Below are 18,382 nucleotides of genomic sequence, written 5' to 3'. Positions count from 1 at the left end.
GTGTGTATGCAATTTCGCGCTGGTAATTCTATTCAAATCACTCTATTCACTTTGGTTTGGGGAGTCGTTGTCTTGCTGGCCGGGGCACCTCCCTGTCAGGCACAGTCTAACTCAGACACACTGGTGTGGAGTAAAGCCAATGCCAAAAAATCAGCACCTCAACCTCGACCCGTTCGCGCTCGTCCAAAAGTCAAAAGCGCCCCCCTGGGTTTGGAATTGCAGCTTTTGAAAAAATCACCGACTGGACGTGCTGAAGCGGTCAATCCATTATCCACGTTTTTTACTGACGACCAGTTACGGATTTGGGTCCGGCCCAACTATGACGGGTACCTGTATGTATTCAACCACAGCGAAACACCTGATGGCCGCCCGTTGAATCAGCCCCAACTGATTTACCCTGACTCCAGGATTGGAAATGGAAGAAATTTTTTGCGTCAGGGTCAGGAATACATCCTTCCCGGTGAGTGCCTGGATGGAACCAACCCCGATGAATGCTGGTATACCATCACCCCGCCAGTTGGAAACGAAGTGTTTACCATCGTTTACAGCCGTGAACTCCTGCTTAGCCTGGTTGACCGACAGAGTGGAATCAACCAGCAGCAAGTACTCGAAGAACTGGTTCAAACAACTGCCCCTTTTGTGCGTCGAACCAGTGGTGGCACGAACGGAAGAAATTTTGAACGACTTTTTTCCATCTTCATCACCTCAACCAACCCAAATAAGCGGGCTGAGTTGATCGAACGATTTTTGATCAAACATGAATGAAGGGTGACAAGGTGACCAATGACAAGGTGACAAATGACAGAGTGACAAGGTGACAGGATGACAAGGTGACGGGTGAAAAAAACTTATGAGCCAAAAGAAAAGAATCCAGACTCATAACGATCTTGAGGTGTATCAACTCTCTCTTGATGCAGCTATGAAAATCTTTGAACTTACCAAATTGTTTCCGAAGGAAGAAACTTACTCCCTTGTGGATCAAATTCGGAGGTCCTCACGATCTGTTTGTGCCAACCTGGCTGAAGCCTGGAGAAAAAGGAGATATCAGGCAGCATTCATCAGTAAGCTTTGTGAGTGTGAAAGCGAGTCGGCTGAAACTCAGGTTTGGATTGAATTTTCATCCCGATGCGAATACATAAACCGGGAAGTTGTACTTGAGTTATTTGAAACCTATTCAAGGATCATTCGAACCCTTGTTGGCATGGCAACCCATTCAGAAACGTGGATTTTAACCAACACTCAGCAGAAAAAGTGAAACAAGCCAGGGCTTCCTCTTATCACCTTGTCACCCTGTCACCCTGTCACCCTGTCATCCTGTCACCTTGTCACCCTGTCACCCTGTCATCCTGTCACTTGTCACCTTGTCATCTCAGAAGGCAACCTGACCCAAAACGACCGCCCGAAGAACAGTGAAATCAATCCCAGAGAATTTTCCATCCCCACGACTACCATTCAGATTTAAAGGGAAGACATCCCCAGCAAGTGCTTGACGAGCGTCTAATTGTTTCTGCCCCAAAACAGCGGCTTGCAATTCATTCACGTCGCGTTGATCAACAATCCCATCCCCAGTGATATCGCCTAACACCACAAATTCAGGGAAAGTTGAGGCTGGATTGTTGGGATCACTCGAATTTTGTAAAAACCCTCGGGTGTTGGCATCAGGTTGGCCAGGAACTCGGACGGTAATAAACCCATTGACATTGCCTGAGCCTCCTCCTGAATCCGGGACCGTCACTTCGGCTTGAGTTGGTGAAAAGACAGCTACCAGAGGAGACCGAATTTGCGCATCGCCTCCGAAATAGACTTCCGTAGCACCAGGAATAAACCCAAATCCATGAATGATAATTTTCCCTCCGGGCGCAGCGGCCAGTGGGAAAAACTGGGAGACCCCAAGGTTGGTTGGGATTGGGGGTATGGCACTTGCCACGTTGGTATAGTCTGAGTCGCCAACCCCATTGGTGGCTTTGACTCGATACCCATATTCAACCCCTGGGGTCAGACCACTGTTGCTAAACCGAACAACATCAGCGTTGGTGGTGGCCAGTATAGCAAACTGACCAGTGGCAGTCCGACGCTCAATGACAAAACCAGCTTCATTGTCACTGTTGTCACTCCAGGAAAGATCAATCTGGACTGAAGTCGCCGCACCTGCCGCCAACCCGGTCGGAGCTGCGGGTCGGGTTTGGGGTTTATTCACAAGGAGCTGGAAGCCCGCGCTTGTTTCGTTACATGGATCTGCCACGACCACGCGAACCGGGTAGGTACCAGGTTGTGTCGCCGAAACAGTCGTAATCCGGACGGCGCCGCTGGCCGGGTCAACCGAAACGCTGCCACCACCCGGCAATGAAGTTGGGGTCACAGTGACTCGTGAAATATTGTTATTTCGATCAGATGGCGGAGCGCTCGGAGATTGAGTTGCTGAACCTCCCTGGACCAGGGTCACATTGGAATAACTGCCGATAGTCGGAGTTGAATTTCCGGTAACTGTTACATTAAAAGTTGTTGAGGTCGTCAATGGCGGTGCGACTGGAATCCCAGTGTCACTGACTGTCAATGAAATTGGATAAATGTTTGGTGCGACTGAGCAGGCAGCCTGGGCAAACGCCTGAATGGTTCCGCCAGAATTGACAACTCGCACTGAAATCCCCGCTGGAATATCCGAAAGTGAAACCTGGAGTGCCCCAGCCTCTTCCTGCTCATCGGTGGTGGTGGCCACATCGGCGGAAACTTCAGCGCCTCCCTGGGAAACAGTCACACTGCCCGTGGCAGTCAATAATGGTGCTGTGTTTACCAGGGTTTGGGTCACTGTTAATTTAAAGGACTGAGTTGTTTTCGAGTTACAGGCATCGGTTACCATGACCGAAATTTGATATTCTCCAGCGGTGGTTCCGACATCGGTTGTTATCGTCACCACTCCGGTTGCAGGGTTCACAACGGCAGTTCCGCCACCGGGTAAATCTTGAGGACTCACGATCACTTCACGGATGTCATTGCTGGCATCAGCCGGGGGTGTTGTCGGGGTAACAGTGACGGTTGAGCTGGCGCCGGTTGTAACGTCGGTGTAAGTGCCTAAAGTAGGAACTGGATTGGCGATAACCCGCACCGAAATCACAGCATTGGCACTGAGTTGCGGCCCACCTGGGCTCAGACACATCGGTGGGGTTTTAGCATCATCAATCACTGAAATCTGCCCAACCGGGTATACCCCTGGAGACAAACCACATACGGCGGAAATCGTCGCTGTCACACTTCCCAGATTTCCGGAAAATGAATCGTTCACCCCACTGACCGTAATCCCCGCCGCAGGATCAGGGCTGAATCCAAATTCAGAAATGCCACAATCATCCGAAGCACCACCAATATTGCCGGTGGTTGTTTTTCCCGCCATAACCGTCAGTCCAGTTTGAGTAATGACAGGTGCGGCATTGGGGGCTCTCAAAACGGGTGGATCAAACGTTGTATCCCCTTCTGACCCCTTAGGCCCGGTCATCAAGGTTAATCCCAGAACAACCCCAACCAGCACCCGAGTTTTCCAGCCTTTCCAGGTGGAAGAAGGAGTCTTTTTGGTTGGTGCCAGAGAGGCAAAACGGCTCACCGCGTTTGGTGAAGAAGCATTATGACGGGTCACACCTGATGACATAGCGTTCCTCAAATCAATTTAGGGTTCAGAGTTCAAAGTCAGGAAAACCTGCTATTTCCAATCATTTTGCCCATTGCTGGCCCAGAGTGATTCGGTGAATCGAAGCGCTGGTCCACAAGCCTGAAGGCAATGGCCAGTTCTATTCCATTCCCCTTATCTGACCACCGTAATCATTGTGGCTTGACTGACAAACGGTACTGGTTGCCCACCGTTGATAAGCGGCTGATTTAACTGAGTGCCAAATGGAAGCGTCGCCGAAGCATCAATCGGGAAGTCTCCGAAAGGCGCCGTCGCCAAAATCGGAAGCGTGAGCTTACAAAATTCATCCAGACCACTGTTTAATTTGGCATTCAACGGATCTTTCGAGCTGGAAAGAACAATGCGGATTCCATCGTTATATGGCGCCACAAAGAGGCTGTCTGCCGGGTAACTTTCTGCTGGGATTAACTTTCCAGCCTCTATGGTAATCCGATTCAGATCAAAGACCCGTGGATCAAGCGGAATATCAAGTGTCACGGTTCCAGGTTCCGCACCTTCTTCATCACTAATTTTGAAGTTGATACCAAGCGTCAGGCTTCCTTCAGGAACCACCAGGGTGGTTGAAGGGGTGAACGTAATTTCAACTGGGGTTGAAGGAACCGCAATCGCCTCGTTGGAATTGGGTGATTCGCCAAAATCACTAACGGCACGAACTCGATATCCATACAGGGTTCCAGCTTTGAGGCCGGTATTACTAAAGGAGGTGATGTCCGGCCCGGTGGTGAAAATCGGCACAAAAACGGGAACGTCCCCATCGCGGCGTTCAATGACAAATCCGGTCTCGTTTGTGCTGTTATCGGTCCAGGAAAGATCAACTTGTTTGCCTGAAATTGCTCGGGCACTTAAATTTGACGGTGCGGCGGGCGGGCCAACCACATTGATTGTGGTTTGCGCGCTTCCCCCTCGGGTCAACACCCTCAGGCCCAGGCTTCCCCCCAATGTCTGCGCGGGGAGAATAAACCGAAGTTGCGAAGCACTCTCCACAATGGCTGAAACAAGTTGTCCGTTGACCTGAACTTGAGTTCCTGGCAGGAAATTCGTCCCCTTCAGTGTGACTTCAACTGATTGGTTGATGGTCACTTCAACAGGTGAAGCCGACTGAATCGTTGGTGCCCCAATTCCAACTTGCAGCACCTGCCCCTTACCGGAGTCAAGTACAAACACAGCATTATTCGAAATCGAGACTCCAATCGCTTTTTGAAAAGTCCCAGGTTGAGCCAGATCATTTACCTCAGCGGATCCGCCTTGAAATGAAACCACCCGCACGGTTGTGCCATCAGCCACATAAACATTTCCAGCAGGATCAAGATCAACACCAAACGGATCAGAAAAAGCAAAGTTGGTTTGCTGTGGTTCAAACTGGCCACGCTGTGGGGCAGCCAATCTACTGGCATTTGACCGAATAGTGGAAACCAGCCCTGATGGCAACGCCACAAGTCGAACAACTTTGTTCAGGCGATCAGAAACCGCCAGTACATTCGCCGAACCAAACTCAAGTTCCTGTGGTCCATTAAACCGGGCGGCTTGTCCAAGTTCATCGCGTAAGCCAGATTCGCCAATCGTGCCAGCAAAAACGTTGATTGAAACCTGGGCGCCACTTAACCGCGCCCGCCATAACACATGGTTTAACTGGTCGGTGATATAAATGCTGCCGTCTGCGGTTTGAACAACGCCCCGTGGCCCCCAATCGGCGACGGTTGAGACATTGGCTCGCACGTCAGCCAGGGTAATGATGGTGTCTACCTGTCGAGTGTTGAGATTCAATCGTCGAACCGCTCGATTGGCTGTATCAGCTAAAAGCAACACATTATTTCCAAATCCAATGCCCAGCGGACCATTAAATCGGCTGGCGGCAAAACCTCCATTGGCATCTCCGGGGGTACCGCTTGATCCGGCCAGATTTCCAAGTGGACTTCCAATCGCAGCCGATTTCATCAAATGATTGCGCAAATCAGAGGCATAGACGGTGCCAGCATTGACCTTAATGTCACCATCTCCAAAAATTCCTGAGGGGACGGTATTGATCACCTGACTCACCGCCACCACCACACGTCGAGTGGTATCGCTCGAACTCAGGAGCAAGGTTGCCGCCCCGCTCACTTTCCCGGTAACAGTTCCCGTGCTATCAACGGTTGCAACCTCTGGAGTTTCACTTTGAAAAGCCACCTGAGCATTCGGCACCGGATTTCCCGCCAGATCAACGACGCTGGCTCGAATCCGAATGGTCCCCCCGGTATTGACCGCCAGACTGGCCGGTTCATTGATCACAATCGAGTTCTGGCTTCCGACCACCAGTTGGACCGTGTTTGACTCCTGCCCCCCAGGTAAAATTACTTTTACCGCAATAACCCCGCTATTCTGGAAAAAGGATTGAGGAGATTGCTTGACCACAATTTTGCGACCACTGGGCTTGACAATGGCCGCCACCTCGGTGTTGTTAAACAACACCCTGGTGCCGGTGACAAATCCGGTTCCCTTGATCACGATTTTGGGTGGAGACTGGCCTAATCCGGTTTGATTCGGCTTGATTGAGGTGATCGTAACTGCCTGAGCTGAAACCCGCGGCAATACTCCCAGAAGAAGGAACATGACGCCGATGCTGAAGAAAAATATCCGCATCCCAGGCAGTAAGAGTCCGACAAACGACTGGCGTGAGGGCATAGCTCACCTCGGTGATTATGAGGATGTTTGGGATTTCCTTGGATGAAGCAGCTTCTACTCTACCAGAACAACCCCAAAATGCTCCAGCCTGGAATTTTAAAGTCTTCTGGAATTTGAATATTTTTCGTCTGGAAGTTCGATAAGTTGAACCCAATAACCCAAAAGCCGGGAGTATTCCGTGTGGAATACGAACCCGGCCTTTGGCTTAGGACTCCTGATCCCTATCGAATTCACTCTCATTCAACCGTGACGAACACCGCCGAGAGTGGTCCCCAGTTCCCATCCCGATCCTGTCCTCGAACATAAATCGTGTGTTTGCCAGGGCTTAGACTGGCCGAAAATTCAACCGAAACAGATTCCGTGGACCGGTTGAATTTTCCATCAGCGGCTTGAAGTTGACGTGGCATCCCACCTTTCCAGGGCGGTGTGTCAATATAGTATTCAGCCGCCTGTATTTTTTGAGCTTTCGGACGCCGAACACCAAAAGTTCCAAACTGTTTATCATCCACTGTCGCGGTAATGGTGACGGACTGGCCGGCTTTCACGGTTGCTGGTGTCGCCTGGAGACTGGTGGTGGTTGGACCCAAAGCACATTCATAGGGGTTGCGGGCTGCTTTTGCGGCATAAACCAGCGCTCCACGGTTTTTTGGCCAGAACACTGTATCCTGACAGGAGTAGTCAGGAGCAAACCCGGCACAGGGCCCAGATTCCGGTCCCACCTCAAATGTAAAACTGGCAATCCCTAATTCTCCATAGGTCCAGTCATCGGTTGAACCGCTCGCCGCATAGAGAATTTCCGATCCCTGCCCTGTGGTGTACTCATTAAAAGAACTCAATCGGAACGCCAGGGTCCGCAGACCTTCGTCATTTGGTGCCCGGAACCGACCCGGACAGGGCTGGCCGTTACACTCATTCCATCCCCACGGGAGCAATACCAGATCGCTAAAGCTATGCAGGGTAATAAAAACACCCGACGTGTCACTGGGCGACGCATCTGTCAACTGCGGGCCACGCCGGTCGGCAAAGAGTTGCTGCAAAAAGGCTTCGAGGAAATACTCCTCAGGTTCGGATGCCGGTGCCGAGCCTCTGTAAACCAGGCTGCAGGGATTGCTGCTGGTCCCTGCCCCGCCATATTGAAAACTGGCGTTCCGATTGAGATCCACGCCTGATTGATTGCCTCCTGATGGAGGGATGTCACAGTTTCCAAGGCTATCGTTGGCATTTTTTCGTTGGGAAAAAGGAAAATCAACGCCTTCCTCAACAATGGACCGTCCATCTGGATTTACCACCGGAACAACCCACAATTCATTGTAATCCAGCAACATGGTTACGTCTGGATCAACACCATAACTCTCAACCAGATAATCCATCCACCGCCAGGCCAGTTCCGATGTCGAGAGTTCACGGGCATGGATGGCCGCCATGAGGAAAAATCGGGGTTTAGGAGCAGTTGGGCTCAAAACTGGATCGCCCGGCCCTAATTTGGTGATACAGACGGCCTTTAAATCATGTCCGCCTGGACGACCATTGAGTTTGCGCCAGGAATCACCATAATCCACCACTGCCACCAGATCCGGATGGGCTGCGGCCAGTGCGTCAAGGTGAGCATACTGCTCCTCAACGGTGCGATACCCTTTGAAAAAAGTCTGCGGGCTAAACCCAGACCGTTGAGTTAGTTCAGGATCCACTTCCGTCTGAAAGCCACTTTCGGCTAACTGATTTTTGGTGTGTTCATCTCCCAGGACCAGAACGTACCCGTGACCACGCACTTCGAGGACGTCCATTCCCAAATGGATAAGCTGCTGAACCGCCTTGCTATCCTTCACTGAAACCCGATACATCACCGGGGCTCGATCAGGCTGCGAATTCAGCTCTGAATTTGATTGGAATAAAGCACTGGCCTTGGAAAATGAGACTGAAAATAAATGACCGCTGGACAGACACACCACCAGAAAAAAAAGGGTTAACAGCAGCCGTGAAACCCGCCGCTTTGCCAAAACACGCATTCGATCACCTCAGGTCAAATAATATGGAGTGCGGCGGCTTGACGCCGCTTTAATCAGGAACAAAAGGATGAAGTTGAATCAGCTTGATGTTGGGCCAGCAAACCCTCCATATGCTGACGGGCTTTCCAGGCGCCAGTCTCAGTTGCAACCAGTACACCTCGCTCCCAAATCTGGCGGGCTTCTGGGGTATTTCCCAAATTTGCCAGCGCCGAGCCTAACATTTGATAGGCGGCAGTATACGAAGGGTTGAATTCCACTACTTTTTGGAGTGCCTCCACTGCTTTTGCCCAGTCGCTGATTTTGAAATACTCATTCGCCAGCCCGTACCAGATCATCGGGTCAGTGGGTTGTTTCTCAAGCAACGTGGTAAAAACTTCAATCCGTGACTTTGACATGCTAAAAGCTCCAATGTGAATGGGGAAAAATTGAATCAGGTGGGGATTTTTTCACAGTTTCTCCTTGATGCGCAACAAACTGGGACCGGACACAATCGTGGAATTTTGGGTGGCAACGATGCAATTGCCTGCTTATACTTGGTTGCTGATTCTAAGAGGTACACCAACCAGCATCCACTGACATAGTCCTTTTCAAGCCATTGATCTCATTGAATCTACCTGAATAAACCCTTCAATCTTTTCGTTTGGTGATCCCCATTTCACAGCCATCACGTTTCAGTCTCTGAGACGGCCTCCTGAATTTGAACCAGTTCCCCCACTGACAGTTCATCAAATGAACATTCTGATCGAAACCTGACTTATGGTATCTCCAAAAAATCCTCAACCATCACGGATTGGTGTTTTGCTGATCAATTTGGGCGGCCCTGACACGTTAGATGACGTTAAACCCTTTTTATACAATCTATTCTCTGACCCTGAGATCATTCAATTACCCATCCCGGCGTTGCAAAAACCGGTGGCCTGGCTTATTTCAACCACCCGACATAAGAAATCAGCCGGGTACTATCGTCAGATTGGCGGAGGGTCTCCGCAACGCCGGATTACCGAAGAACAGGCTCAAGCACTTGAAAAAGAACTTATCCAGCGTGGAGTTCAAGCCAAAACCTATGTTGGTATGGCGTGCTGGCACCCTCTGGTGGAAGACACATTTGAACAAATCAAGAAGGATCAAATCACTCATTTAATTATTCTTCCGCTCTTCCCTCAGTTCTCAGTCACCACCACCGGTTCAGCCGCTAAAAAATTGATTCGACTCATCAATTCCCAAGGGGGAGTTCGGCATATTCGTCGCAGCTACATCACGCGGTATGAAACCCATCCGGCCTATATTGAAGCACTGGCTCAAATGACGGTTGCTGAATTCCAGAAACTTCCGGACCCAAACCCTGCCTCCACAACGCTGTTGTTTAGTGCCCACAGCATTCCCGAAAAATATGTCCATCGAGGCGATCCTTATTTAAAACAAACCCAGGCCACCGTGGCAGCGGTTATGGATCGTATTCGGCATCATCTTGGTGCTGAACCTCAGCATTTTCTATCATTTCAAAGCAAGATTGGTCCCGTCAAGTGGCTCGAACCTTCAACGGAAGTCACCCTCCGGCAATTTGCCCAGGAACGGCGCCAACAGGTTCTGGCGATTCCAATCAGCTTTGTTTCTGAACATATCGAAACCCTGTATGAAATGGATATCCTGTACAAGGAAATGGCGGAAAAAATCCAGTTGCCTTTCTTCAGGGTACCCACGCTGAATTGTCATCCATTATTCATCCAATCTCTGGCAGATCTGGTCGAGACCCGTTTGCGCCCACAGCCAAAACGGGTTGTCAAACAGGCTGGTCAGCGATAGGCGTTGAGATTCCCCCCTTGAAGCAATTTTCCCGAGCTTGAAGTACCGGTCAAATTGATTTTTTATTGCTTCCAGGGTAAATTTAAGTCATTCAAAAACAACAAAGTTGCGGGCTGGCATCAAAATCGCGAGGGGTCACCTCTATCATCACTTGCGATACCATATCGTTCCGAGATCCTGACGGAGTTGATATGTTTTCAAAAATTCTGGCTCGTTTCTTGCTCCCAACACAAATTTTAGCCGGTTCGGCTTGGATGAGGTCCTAAGCCAATATCCTAAAAGACTTCTTTATTCCAGATGGGGGAATCTCTCATGCAAGACGTAATCGTGGTTGGTGGTGGTATCTCGGGACTGGTTTGTGCATATCAACTCAAGCAGCTTGGGCGCAACGTCTTGCTCATTGACGGAAGCAACCGTGTTGGCGGGGTCATGAAATCCGAATCGGTTGACGGGTTTCTGTTTGAGCGTGGTCCAAACAGTTTTTACATCACCCCTGAAATTTCCGAATTACTTGATAGTATTGGGATTTCCCCGTACCTGGTGACAGCCGACAGTTCAGCACCACGATTTGTCTACTATAAGGGAAAGCTCCGACCCGTTCCGGTTCCAACCTCTCCACTCAAGTTTCTGTCTTCTTTCTTAACCACCCGGCTGCTTTCCCCACTTGCCAAACTTCGGCTCTTTGCCGAGCCCTTCATCGCCCCGAGCACATCTGGCCAGGAACAAACGATTGAGGAATTTATTACCCGCCGATTTGGCAAACAATTCCACGATGTCCTGGTAAGCTCATTTGTATCTGGTGTTTACGCTGGAGACACGTCTGAACTCAGCGCCATGGCCTCACCCCCATTTTCCAAGCTTGCTGACCTTGAAGCCGAACACGGCAGTGTCATTCGGGGTGCCTTCCGCTCGAAAAAAACCGTTTCGGCCAAAACGGGTGAACCACCCCGCCGGTCCCATCAGAGTTGTTCGTTTTTGAATGGGTTGGAAACCCTGCCGAAAGCCCTGCACAAAGCTTTAGTTAACGAGTTGCTCTTAAACTGCAAGATTCACGGCATCGAATTTCACAATCACGCGCCACAAGCTCATTATACGCTTGAAGTTGAATTTTGTGGTGACCGCCAGCCAATTCATACGGCATCTCTTGTGGTCGCCACACCCGCCTATACAGCCGCCCGATTGCTGAACCCGCTTTCAGACAAACTGGCTGATACGTTGGACAAGATTCCATATCCCCCGCTGGCCTCAGTGGCGCTGGCGTTTAAAGAATCCCAATTAAAGCTTCAACCGGGGACATCACTCCAGGGCTTTGGGTTCTTAATTCCTCGTTCAGAGGGAGTTCGAACGCTTGGGTGTATCTGGAACTCGTCACTTTTTCCAGAGCGTGCCCCACAAGGCTATGTGACCCTCACCTGTTTTATCGGCGGCAGCACTGACCCAGAAGTCTTAACCCTGAGCGATGAGGACATTATTCGGACCGTTCACAAAGATTTGCAGCAAACCCTTGGGGTGACAGGTGCCCCTCGCGTGCTGGGCGTTACTCGCTGGGAACGGGCCATTCCCCAATACACACTCGGCCATCCATCCCGGCGGACTGAAATTGAAGAGCAAGTTGGCCGGTACCCGGGTTTGTATCTCACGGGGAATTACATGTATGGAGTCTCAATTGGCGATTGCATCGGGCAAGCCCAACGAATTGCCGAACAGGTTGAAGAATTTCTGGAGCGCACGATTCCACCGTCAACCGGTGTGAATCAGTATCCACGAACAGGCTCGGATCTCCTTCTTTAAAGTGTTCGCGGCCTTGTTCCTGGAAGGTTTAACCCTTTTGTAAACCACGAAAAACACTTGCACTCCCAACATCTGGTGTTTTTCGTGGTTTTCCCGTTTGGTTTCCTCAATGCCACACCCACTGAAAGATCAAACCATGTCCACCCTCGATAGTCTGATTGGGCAACCGCTTGACGGTAAGTACCAGATTGTCAAACAACTTGGCCAGGGAGGAATGGGCGCTGTCTTTCAAGCAATCCACCTCGGCACCCAGCGTCCAGTGGCCGTCAAAGTGATTGCCCCAGACTTTATGGCCAACACTGAGTTTGTTGAGCGGTTTAAACGTGAAGCCGTTGCCGCCGGGCGGCTTCGCCATCCCAATGTGGTCAACGTCACCGATTTTGGATTTTCACTCGTTGGGTCAACCACCCTGGCCTTCCTGGTTATGGAGTTTCTGGATGGGTGCAATCTGGGCGAGTTGCTGGCTCAAAAAGGGCAACTTCCACTGAATCTGGTGATTGATATTGTTGAACAAACGGCGCTTGCCATTGATGAAGCCCATAAACAGGGCATCATTCACCGGGACCTGAAACCTGACAATATCTGGCTGGAACCGAATCGGCGCGGCGGCTACAACATCAAAGTGCTTGATTTTGGAATTGCCAAACTGCGTGATACCTGCAGCGAAGGATCTGATACCGATGTGAGCCTGACTCCCTCTGGCCGACTCCACCCAGTTGATACCGAAGGCTCAACCTTAATTCATCGCGGCACACTTCCGTTTAGTCCTCAGCGATCCAACACCCCAATCTTTGAAAATACCGAGGGAGCCACCCAAATCCACCCTTCAAATCCTCAGGTTTCACCATCACCAGTTGTGGTGTCGGTCGCAGTTGACTCAGAGTCTGGCACTCAGATTCATCCGACGACCCGGTTTGATGACCCAGAAATCCCTCGCACTGACGGTGGACGGGCAACCAGTTTGCTCAGTCAGAGCACGGCACTCAGTCTGGTTACCCAGGTTGGGACGGTCATGGGAACCCCCGCTTATATGTCGCCCGAACAATGCAAAGGGGGTGCAACCGATGGAAAATCAGATATTTACAGTCTTGGGGTGATTGTCTACCAGATGCTGGCTGGTGAACAACCATTTCAGGGAGATACCTTCCAACTGATTACCAAACACACCGAAGAGCCACCTCCCTCGCTGTTTGAAAAACGAATTGAAATTTCGAAAGACGTTGAAGCGGTTGTGTTTTCGGCGCTGGCAAAAGACCCACGGGACCGCCCTGTCAATGCTCGGGCGTTTGCCGCGGCAATCCGATCAACCATCGAAGGTGAAACCGGGGTCCTGAAAACAGCTAAATTTATGTTTTCCACCTGCCAGCGGCTATTCTTTACGCTGGGGTTCATTGCCTACCTTCCAACGGTTATCCTGGCAGCCGCTCTGATTTACCTTGAGTATTCATCGGGTGCCTTAAACTCCGCTTATGGTCCAGTTGCGTTTATCGGCATGCTGGTTGGGCTCTATGGGCTGGCACTGCTTGGGAACCGATACAATGTCGCCGCCGCCACCATTATTGTGGAAAAACTGGTAACCAACCCGGAATCAGAGCTTTCATTCAAGCCAATCGCCCTCACCTACTGCCGAAATTTCTGGCCGCTGACCAAAACCATTCTCTTAAGCTGTGGGTCGGTTCTTGCCCGGTCTATTCCGCTGGTGGTTCCAGGGGTAAAAGCCGCCATGTACCAGGCACTGGCCCCAGCCGCAGTGATTGTGGAGGGCAAAACTGGGCGGGACGCTATTGAGCGATCAACTGAATTGATGAAATTTCATCGGCCAGTTGGGTATGCATTTTTGGTGAGAGACATCAGTGCAGCAACGTTTGGCGTGTTGTATCCCCACCTATCGATGCTTGGCTTTTTGGTTTATGGTGGTGACGACATTTTGGGAGATTTAATCCAGAAAATTTTCAGCGTGTGGGTCGGACTGGCGATTGCGGGTTTGTTTATTTCCACCATGTTTCATTCGGTCAATTGTGCCATTCCAACCGCCCTGTTTTATTTCCAGGCCCTGCGCTCAGCCGGAATTATTCCCTGTGCTGACTCTTGTGCGGTCGAAGCCCAAATTACAACCAAACCCAAGCGCCCGAGTGCATTAAAACTGGGGACGCTTTCCTGGTTGATTATGCCCGCGATTTTTCTGGTGCTGCTGGTGTTTATCAGCCAGCAGAACCCACAACGGGCTGAATTGATCCGGGCGGTGCGCGATGGAAAAAGCGAGAAGGTCAAACAGGTACTCAGTCGTCGGCCTTTTGCCAATGCAACCGTCAAGAACGGAATGACGGTTCTGATCCTTTCCGCCAGCAACGGTCACACCGAAATTGTGAAAACATTGCTTGAGGCCGGCGCCACGCTCAATGCCAAAGACAATGACGGCTACACGGCTCTGATGATGGCCGCGCGCACAGGCTATGTGGACACGGTCCAGCTTTTGTTGGAAAAAGGAGCTGCGGTTGATGACCAAAATAACAACCAGGAAACGGCTCTCTGGCAGGCAGCCCGATATGGCCGAACCGAGGTGGTGAAAGTTCTGCTTGCCGCCGGGGCAAATCCCTCGATCAAAGATAAAACTGGAAAAACCCCACTGGAAAAAGCCAGAGAAGAAAATCGAACTGAAGTGGTTAAACTCCTGACGACTGACCACTGACTACTGATTAAAAATAATAGACCAATGAATCGAAGCGCAATCTTATCGGTTTTTGACCAGAAGCCTTTTATTCCACATCCTCTACTCAAGAGTGGACACGCTCAAACGATTGCATCGGCAGTGCTTTCCCGCCGGAAACACTGGTTGGAGCGGTACTCTGAACCACGGATGTTTCACCTGCCACATCATATTCAGATTTTGGGGCATTGCTCCTGGCAATCGGACAAGAAAAAAACGCCTTGCCTGGTCCTCATTCATGGCATGGAAGGCTCAACCGAGTCTCCGTATATGATTGGAACGGCTGAAAAAGCGCTGGCGGCTGGGTTCAATGTCGTCAGACTCAATATCCGCAATTGTGGTGGCGTTAAACCAAACCAGGCATTTTATCATGCTGGTCTGACTGAGGATCTGCGGCAGATATTTCATCAGTTGCGCGAAGTTGATGGTGTCGAGGAATGTTATCTGGCTGGATTTTCACTTGGCGGAAATCAATCCCTCAAATTTGCCGGAGAAGAAAAATCCAATGGAAAGAATATTTTGCGTGGACTAGTCGCGATTTCCCCTTCCGTATACCTTCCCACCTGCATTGATGCCCTCGAACGCCACACCAATTACCTTTACCACATGAATTTCCTGCGCAGTATCAAGCGCAAAGTGGTTGCCTACAACCAGACCTATCCAGGGTGGGTTGACGAGTCACTTCTACCCAAAATCCAGACCTTGCGAAAATTTGATGATGTCTACACGGCGCCCTATTCCGGATTTCGAGATGCGGCTGATTATTATGAACGGGCCAGCTCTCGCAACTACCTGGCTGATATTCAAATCCCAACCCTGATCCTGCATTCAGAGGATGATCCCTTTATCCCGGCAGATCCCCTTCATAATAAAACAGTTACCGCCAATCCAAATCTGGTCGCCATCATTACCCGCCACGGCGGGCACGTTGCATTTATCTCAGCCATCCGAGAAAACAATTGCCGCCGTTGGGCAGAATCCAGAGTAGTGGACTTCATTCAAATTCTCAGAAAAAAATAACCCTACATCAAATCTCGCCAGATTTTTCCCAGCTCAATGAAAAATAGATGAAGGTTTATTTACATCTTTTTTCCAGTTAGAGTGGTAGGGTTGCACCACGCTAATTTCCCCGCACTCTCTCAAAAAACAATCAAATTTTTCTGACTGCCCAAACAAACTGTGCATCGGCTAATTGTTCAACAAGCCTGAGTGCCAGATCGGAACCTGTGTTTTGGGATTGTTGATCTGACAATTTCCCCTTGTAAATATTTATTTTTCAAATATTTACGAAACACCAAAGATCGCAATGGATTTCGAGATTTCAGTACCGGGGCAGATGGAGGAGATAGTTCCGAATTTTATTATAATTTATAAAATCGGTTTCACCTGGCGGAGCGGTCTGTCACGACTGATGAACGACTTCTCGCCAGCCATTCCACTACGGGGAACGGTGGGTGATGGGCCGTAGGAGAAGCTGATGGTATTCCAAAAACGCTCCAGCAGCAGGTCTCCCGTGCGCGGGACTGAAAGCTGATTGAGCTGGTGATCCCCAAAACGTTTGGCGATCACGTCGCTCGCATTGCAGTCCGCGTTGATTTGAAAGTGACAATGTTGACAGTGAAACTCAGCCTGGGTTTCAACCACGATGACCACCGAATCCGGCGAGGGCAGCCAAAACAGGAGTTGATTGAGGGCATATCCGATCAGGTTGCGAATCCAGGCCGTGGTGGCGGGATTGGTGAGGGATACCGGTGTCCGGCCCTTCTTTTCCAAACAGACATTGAGTTTTTGTTTCCGGCTCATCCGTTCGGCGTCTCGTTCGACCCGGTTGGAGAGTTGGTCGGGGATGCCGCCAAAGGACTGGTGAAACGGACGCTGGTCGGTTTCAGGCAGCGATTCTCCAGAGTCTACGTCATGAGTCGGTGACACAGTGGCGAAATTGACGATTCCGACATCAATCCCAACCACGGCTGGGGCCGAGGCAGTAACCGGTTCGGGGGCCTGATGCTCAACCACGATTTGGAGCTGCCACTCACCCCGGCGGCGGGTCAGCAAGACACTGCTTGCGGTTCGCGATGCGCTTTTGAGAAGTTTCGCGGCTCGCGGATACAGTTGCACCGGGAGATAGATCGGTTCCCCGGCGCGCAACGTCGCCACTTTGAGCCAGTATTCAAACTGCCGCCCACCCTTCGGATCCGGGAGCGTCTTTGGAATCCGCACCACTTTGCCTTCCGCTTCCCCTTTGGTTTTCAAGCGTTTGATCTGTTCCAACCGGGCTCGTTGCGGCGCGCCTTGCATTTCCAGTTTCACCACATTCGCATTCGCCTGGATGCAGATGTCCTCGACATTGAGGCAGGGTGGATTGGTTCGCTCATTGGCATACCACGATTTGACGATGCCACAGGCTTGTTGCCACGCACATCGCCGCCATCGCTCCGAGAGCTGATTTTCCGGTGATGGTGGCCCGATCAGGTTCGCCTCATCACCTGGGATTTCCCCATATTTATTTGGCACTCGCTGCCCCGTCGCAATCAAAATGTTGACCAGCCGCTGGACCGCCAGGATATACACCGAGGCCACTTCATCGAGCCGCTTCAGCTTCCCGACATTCGCCGCTTCCAATTTGAGGTTATTGATCGCCCGGTTCATCGGTTTCTTCCCGTTTGAGTTCCGCGATAATCCGCTCCGTCTTCCGTTTTGATCGCCTCTGTCCATACAGCCGGGCACAAAATGAAGTCACACTGCTCACGAAATCATCCATCAAATCTTCGTTCTCGTTTTCCGCCAGATTGATTACCTCCACTTCTCGCCCTTGGATTTTGAGCAACTCTTCCACAAAATGAAACCCACTCCGTGCCAGCCGGTCTTTGTGTTCGCACACAATACACTTCACCGTCGTATCCGTCAGCAGTTTCAGCAATTTGGGTCGCGTATCGTTGACCCCTGACCCCACTTCTTTGACCACTTGCCCAATTTGATATCCTCGGGCCGTGCAGTAATCCATCACTCGTTGTGCCTGTGCTTCCAGATTCTCTTTGTTTTCCGCCGCCGAAACCCGTGCGTAGATCGCCACCTTTCGGGTTTGTGTCTTGACTATCGGACGGCTGACTGGTTCGGTCACAATGATTGTGCCAGTCTCCATTTGATACCCTTGAATCCGTCCAGCTTTGAACCAGTTGTACGCCGTCAGATAGCACACTCCCATGTGTTTTGCGTAGGTCGAAAGTTTCATATTCAGAATATAATATAAATTTTATTAAAATACTATGATTTTATATAAAATGAATGATTGATTTCGATACCTACGCAACAGCAGGCACCTACACGGCAACACTGACGGTTACCGATAATGGCGGGAAAACAGCTTCAACGAGTTTGACGATTACAGCTACGGGAACTGACCCCAACTTCATCAATGCCCCGTCGAATTTGACGGCAACGGTTGCTTCACGGAAAGTGACGCTTCGGTGGACAGATCGGTCAACCAATGAAACCGGGTTTTATGTGGAACGAGCACTGAAAAGCAACGGCACATTCAGTCGAGTCGCAACCCTCAAATCAAATGTGACGACCTACAGTCAAACCGTAAGTCGCAATACCTATCTCTAATTCGAATCAGGTGGAAGTCCTTGTCAAATAAAACGAGAATGAAAAATTGAGAATGAAGAAAGTGGTTAGTGATGCCAGTTAAGGGAGTCGGATGGAAATATCATACCACCAGGGTTCAGGGTTCAG

The 18,382-nt window shown here is 50.5% G+C and carries 13 protein-coding genes; 7 read left to right on the top strand and 6 right to left on the bottom strand.

All coding sequences use genetic code 11. The features are described from left to right. Positions 1 to 6 precede the first annotated feature (6 nt). Together HY774_10615 and HY774_10610 are read left to right on the top strand one after the other, a co-directional pair. Entirely contained in the window at positions 7 to 765 is a 759-nt protein-coding gene (locus HY774_10615) for a DUF4384 domain-containing protein (GenBank protein ID MBI4748931.1), read from the top strand. 85 nt (positions 766 to 850) lie between these two features. Beyond that, entirely contained in the window at positions 851 to 1,255 is a 405-nt protein-coding gene (locus HY774_10610) for a four helix bundle protein (protein MBI4748930.1), read from the top strand. 114 nt (positions 1,256 to 1,369) lie between these two features. On the opposite strand, the gene HY774_10605 is transcribed toward HY774_10610, so the two are convergent. From HY774_10605 to HY774_10590, 4 genes are all read right to left on the bottom strand, one after another. After that, positions 1,370 to 3,640, bottom strand: coding sequence for a hypothetical protein (locus HY774_10605; protein MBI4748929.1), 2,271 nt, complete (start codon positions 3,638 to 3,640; stop codon positions 1,370 to 1,372). A gap of 153 nt (positions 3,641 to 3,793) precedes the next feature. Further along, on the bottom strand, positions 3,794 to 6,340 hold the full coding sequence (locus HY774_10600) for an IPT/TIG domain-containing protein (protein MBI4748928.1): 2,547 nt from the start codon (positions 6,338 to 6,340) through the stop codon (positions 3,794 to 3,796). A gap of 236 nt (positions 6,341 to 6,576) precedes the next feature. Further along, entirely contained in the window at positions 6,577 to 8,346 is a 1,770-nt protein-coding gene (locus HY774_10595; protein ID MBI4748927.1) for a carboxypeptidase, read from the bottom strand. Between the two features lie 53 nt (positions 8,347 to 8,399). Next, positions 8,400 to 8,741, bottom strand: a complete 342-nt coding sequence (locus HY774_10590) for a tetratricopeptide repeat protein (protein MBI4748926.1) — start codon at positions 8,739 to 8,741, stop codon at positions 8,400 to 8,402. Between the two features lie 361 nt (positions 8,742 to 9,102). Between HY774_10590 and hemH the strand changes: the two genes are divergently transcribed. From hemH to HY774_10570, 4 genes are all read left to right on the top strand, one after another. After that, positions 9,103 to 10,149, top strand: coding sequence for a ferrochelatase (gene hemH, locus HY774_10585; GenBank protein ID MBI4748925.1), 1,047 nt, complete (start codon positions 9,103 to 9,105; stop codon positions 10,147 to 10,149). A 312-nt stretch (positions 10,150 to 10,461) separates the two neighbouring features. Further along, entirely contained in the window at positions 10,462 to 11,940 is a 1,479-nt protein-coding gene (gene hemG / locus HY774_10580; GenBank protein ID MBI4748924.1) for a protoporphyrinogen oxidase, read from the top strand. A gap of 109 nt (positions 11,941 to 12,049) precedes the next feature. Beyond that, positions 12,050 to 14,629: an ankyrin repeat domain-containing protein gene (locus HY774_10575; protein MBI4748923.1), complete on the top strand. Its 2,580-nt coding sequence runs from the start codon at positions 12,050 to 12,052 to the stop codon at positions 14,627 to 14,629. Between the two features lie 24 nt (positions 14,630 to 14,653). After that, positions 14,654 to 15,667, top strand: coding sequence for an alpha/beta fold hydrolase (locus HY774_10570; GenBank protein ID MBI4748922.1), 1,014 nt, complete (start codon positions 14,654 to 14,656; stop codon positions 15,665 to 15,667). A gap of 348 nt (positions 15,668 to 16,015) precedes the next feature. Here the strand turns inward: HY774_10570 and HY774_10565 are convergent, their stop codons facing one another. Both HY774_10565 and HY774_10560 read right to left on the bottom strand, forming a co-directional pair. After that, positions 16,016 to 17,296 (bottom strand): hypothetical protein, encoded by a 1,281-nt coding sequence (locus tag HY774_10565; GenBank protein MBI4748921.1) that lies wholly within the window; start codon positions 17,294 to 17,296, stop codon positions 16,016 to 16,018. Next, positions 17,277 to 17,885 carry an IS607 family transposase gene (locus tag HY774_10560; protein ID MBI4748920.1) on the bottom strand — a complete coding sequence of 203 codons (609 nt, stop codon included), beginning with the start codon at positions 17,883 to 17,885 and terminating at the stop codon, positions 17,277 to 17,279. The genes HY774_10565 and HY774_10560 overlap by 20 nt, the downstream gene beginning before the upstream one ends. A gap of 47 nt (positions 17,886 to 17,932) precedes the next feature. On the opposite strand from HY774_10560, the gene HY774_10555 reads away from it, so the two are divergent. After that, a complete protein-coding gene (locus HY774_10555) occupies positions 17,933 to 18,256 on the top strand; it encodes a hypothetical protein (GenBank protein ID MBI4748919.1) in 324 nt (107 codons plus the stop codon). Positions 18,257 to 18,382: the final 126 nt, after the last annotated feature.

Source organism: Acidobacteriota bacterium, from assembly GCA_016208495.1.
Classification (GTDB): Bacteria; Acidobacteriota; Blastocatellia; order Chloracidobacteriales; family Chloracidobacteriaceae; genus JACQXX01.
Note: the sequence above shows the minus strand (reverse complement) of the source record. Positions and strands in the feature narration are given on the sequence as shown.